This is a genomic window from Albidovulum sp., assembly GCF_049646345.1.
In the GTDB taxonomy this organism is placed as follows: domain Bacteria; phylum Pseudomonadota; class Alphaproteobacteria; order Rhodobacterales; family Rhodobacteraceae; genus Albidovulum.
The window spans coordinates 1-3,910 of sequence record NZ_JBARVQ010000246.1 but is presented as its reverse complement, the minus strand read 5'-3'; the positions used below and the strand labels follow the sequence as shown (position 1 = coordinate 3,910).

The 3,910-nt window shown below is 65.4% G+C and carries 3 protein-coding genes; all 3 read right to left on the bottom strand.

The annotated features are described in order from the left end of the window. Nucleotides 1-90: 90 nt before the first annotated feature. From WBB85_RS05870 to WBB85_RS05860, 3 genes are read right to left on the bottom strand one after another with little or no spacing between them, the layout of a single operon-like run. The gene (locus WBB85_RS05870) at nt 91-639 is read right to left on the bottom strand and encodes a sarcosine oxidase subunit gamma (RefSeq protein WP_432637698.1); all 549 of its coding nucleotides are present in this window, start codon (nt 637-639) and stop codon (nt 91-93) included. Continuing rightward, nucleotides 632-3,571, bottom strand: a complete 2,940-nt coding sequence (locus WBB85_RS05865; protein WP_432637697.1) for a sarcosine oxidase subunit alpha family protein — start codon at nt 3,569-3,571, stop codon at nt 632-634. Before WBB85_RS05865 ends, WBB85_RS05870 begins: the two co-directional genes overlap by 8 nt. Further along, nucleotides 3,568-3,858 (bottom strand): sarcosine oxidase subunit delta, encoded by a 291-nt coding sequence (locus WBB85_RS05860; RefSeq protein ID WP_432637696.1) that lies wholly within the window; start codon nt 3,856-3,858, stop codon nt 3,568-3,570. The genes WBB85_RS05865 and WBB85_RS05860 overlap by 4 nt, the downstream gene beginning before the upstream one ends. Between the last annotated feature and the right edge of the window lie 52 nt (nt 3,859-3,910).

Genomic DNA, 3,910 nt, shown 5'->3' with positions numbered 1-3,910 from the left:
GGAATGTCAGCTTCTTCTGTTCTAAAATACTCCGGGGGAATCCCCGCGTGACTGCGGGGATGGGGGCAGCGCCCCCCTTGCTGCGGCAGGTCAGTGCGCGGCGGTGCGGGCGGCGAGTGCTTTCGTGGCTTGGTGAAGTTCGTGTACCGCCGAAGCGGCCACGGAGCGGAACACCATGATCTCGAACGCCTCATCGCCAGTCCGGCACAGCACCATCATCATATGGTTAAGGCCAGTCCGTGCAGTGCTGCCGTTCGGGAAGTCGGCCATGCGCAGGTCCAAAGCGACAAGACGGGCCAGCACGGCCTCGGCCCCCGGCCCTTCCAGCCGCATCCGCGCCCATGCGTCCGACTGGTCGGTCAGCGCTGCAACACCACTCAGCCCCTCGGGCACCGCGCCGATCAGGAAGGCCTGATCGCGACCGGTCCAGACGATCCGGGCCTCACCCTTCGCAAGCGACTGACCCGGCTTCGGCCAGCCGAGCCCCTTGGCTTTCAGTGCCGCACCCAAGGCCCGCTCCTTACCCGCGAAGGGCGCGATGGAGGTGATGCGCGCAGGTCCGCATTCGCTCAGCGTGACACCAGCTTCGGTGACGGGCAGCAGACCGTCACAGGCGGTTTTCTCGATCAGGCTAGGCACGAGTGCGTCCTCCCTCCGGGTCGAAGAAGACCGGATTCATCACTTCACAGATCACATCCACCCCCCGCAGATGGTCGACAAGGCGGATACGTTCACCATGACGCGCGCGGCCGTTTTTCAGGAAGGCGAGCCCGAGCCAGGTTTTCAGCGTGGGTGAATAGCCGACCGAGGTGACATAGCCCTGATCGTTCACCCGTACCGGATCGGCCCCTTCATTGAAAAGATGCGCCCCCGCGCCAATTTCGCGCGACATCGGAATGGGACGCAGGCCCACCAGTTGCTCGCGTTCGGAGCCGGTCAGGCCGGGGCGCTGGCTCGCGCCCTTACCGATGCAATCCTTCTTGCCCGAAACCATACCCTTCATGCCGATATCGAAAGCCGTGACGCGGCCGTGAATCTCGGCATGAGTGATAAATCCCTTCTCGATGCGCAAGACGTTAAGCGCCTCCATTCCATAGGCCCCGCCGCCAAGGCTTTCGGCGCGGGCGACAAGATCACGGTAGAGCGCCTCACCATAGCGCGCGGGCACGGCGAGTTCATAGCCAAGCTCACCTGAGAAGGAGATGCGGAAGAGCCGCGCCGCGACATCCATCAGCCGGACGTCGGTGACCCCAAGGAAGGGCGGCGTGGTCACGTCGATCGGCTCTTCCAGCACCGAATTCAGCAGCTCGCGCGCCAAAGGCCCCGCGACCGCGAACTGCGCCCATTGTTCGGTCACGGAAATCATCCGCACATCCCAGCCCTGGCAATGCGCCTGCTGGACAAATTCCAGATGCCGCATTACCGGACCCGCTGCCGCTGTGGTCGTGGTGGTCAGGTAGTGCCCCTCACCGAGACAGGCCGTGGTGCCGTCATCCATGATCAGCCCGTCCTCGCGCAGCATCAGCCCATAGCGCACTCGGCCGGGCTTCAGTGTCGAGAAGGTGTTGGTGTAGACGAGGTCGAGGAAGCGCCCTGCATCCTTACCCTGAATATCGATCTTGCCCAAGGTCGAGACATCGCAGACCCCGACCCGGTCGCGCACCAGCATGACCTCGCGGTCACAACTGTCACGCCAGATCTTCTCACCCGGGCGCGGGAAGTAAGAGGGGCGGTACCAGAGCCCGGCCTCGATCATCGGCGCGCCGCGTTCGCGGGCGGCCTTGTCCGAGGTGGTGAAGCGCTGCGGCGCAAAGCCAGCCCCCTGCCCGCCCGCGCCCATCGCGGCGATAGAGACGGGCGTGTAGGGAGGGCGGAATGTCGTCGTCCCGGTCTCCGGGATGCCGCGCCCGGTCGCATCGGCGAGGATCGCCAAAGCCGCCACATTGGAGTTCTTGCCCTGATCGGGCGCCATGCCTTGCGTCGTGTAGCGCTTCATATGCTCGACGCTGCGGAAGTTCTCCTGCGCCGCCAGCCGCACATCCTTTGTGGTTACATCATTGGCGAAGTCGAGCCATGCGCGGTGTTTGGGCTCCGGCACCTCCCAATAGGCGCGCATGCGTATCGCCCCATCCTCGGCCTCCGGCATGGCCACCTTCTTCGGCTTGCGACCAAGCGCTTCCAAGGCGGCCTCTGCCGCCGCCACACCTTCGGCAAGGCAGGCGCGGGTGGAAAACGCGCCATTGGCGCTGCCCGCTGCCTCCAGCCCCGGCACCATGCCGGATTTCGGCACGAAGGCCGCGATATCCTCGCGCCAGACGGGCCGTCCGTTCATGTGGCAGGTGAGATGAAGCGCGGGGTTCCAGCCGCCCGAGACGGCAAGGCAATCGCTGACAATCCGCGAAATCTGGCCAGACTTGTCGGCGATGACCACATCGCGCAGCCCCTTGCGGCCGACCGTGTCGATAACCCGGCAGCCCGCATAGACCGGGAAATCGTCGGCGACCTCGACATCCTCGCGCACGTCGATCAGGCCCGCGATTCGGACCCCGGCAGTGGAAAGGTCGCGGGCGGTCTTATGGGCATCGTCGTTGTTGGCAAAGATCGTGACAGCATGGCCGGGCGCCACGCCCCAGCGGTTCAGATAGGCGCGCACCGCGCCTGCCGTCATGATGCCGGGCCGGTCATTGTTGGAAAACGCGATCTGGCGTTCATGGGCACCCGAGGCAAGTACAGCCCGTTTCGCGACGATCCGCCAGAAGCATTCGCGCGGCAGATCCTTCGGCGGGTTGGCGACGTGCAGGCCGACACGTTCCAGCGCGCCATAGGTGCCGTCGTCATAGGCGCCGGTGACGGTGGTCCGCGTCATCAGCCGGACATTCGGCATCGCCCCGAGCTCGTCCACGATCCCGGCTGCCCAACCGGCGGCGGGCTTGCCAGCGATCTCAAACGTCTCGGCCAGACAGCGCCCGCCCATCAGGTGGTCGTCCTCGGCAAGGATCACATCCGCCCCCGCCCGCGCTGCCGTCACAGCGGCCATGAGGCCTGCGGGGCCAGAGCCGATGACCAACAGGTCGCAATGCGCCCATGCCTTTTCGTAGGCCTCATCGTTGTGCCTGCCCGACAGCGCGCCAAGCCCCGCCGCCCGGCGGATCGCGGGTTCATAGAGCTTTTCCCAGAAGGCGCGCGGCCACATGAAGGTCTTGTAGTAGAAACCCGCGCTGAAGAATGGGGCCATCAGGTCATTGACCGCCATCACGTCCATATTGACCGAGGGCCAGACATTCTGCCCCCGCGCCTCAAGCCCGTCATGGATCTCTTGCATTGTGGCGCGGACGTTTGGCACCTGCGCCGCGCCTTTGCCCACCGTCACCAGCGCATTCGGCTCCTCCGACCCTGCCGTCATCACGCCCCTCGGGCGGTGATACTTGAACGAGCGGCCAAGAACCCTGACACCCGAGGCCAGCAGCGCCGAGGCGAGCGTATCGCCCTCGAACCCGGTATAGTCCTTGCCGTCAAAGCGGAACCCGACCGTCTTGGCGCGGTCGATCAGCCCCTTGCCCGCGATCCTCATTTCGCCTTCCCCCTAACCTTCGCGGGCTTTTTGCGGTCCGTCAGAAGGCGGGTCGCGGATATCTCATGCGTGACGGTGTTGCGCGTGACCTCGATCCAGGATGAACAGCCAAGCTCGTGGTACCAGAGGTCGCGCGTCTCGCCCGCCGGGTTGTCGCGCAGATGCAGATAGTCGTCCCACGCCTCGACGGGCGCGCCGTCAGCCGGGCGGTCGGAATAGACCGCATCGCCGTAATAGGTGAACTCACGCCGGTCGCGGGTGCCGCAAAGGGGGCAGGTTATGCGCATGCCATGTCTCCCCTCGGGTCCGGGCGGCGATCCCCCCACCCTCTCCCTCCCC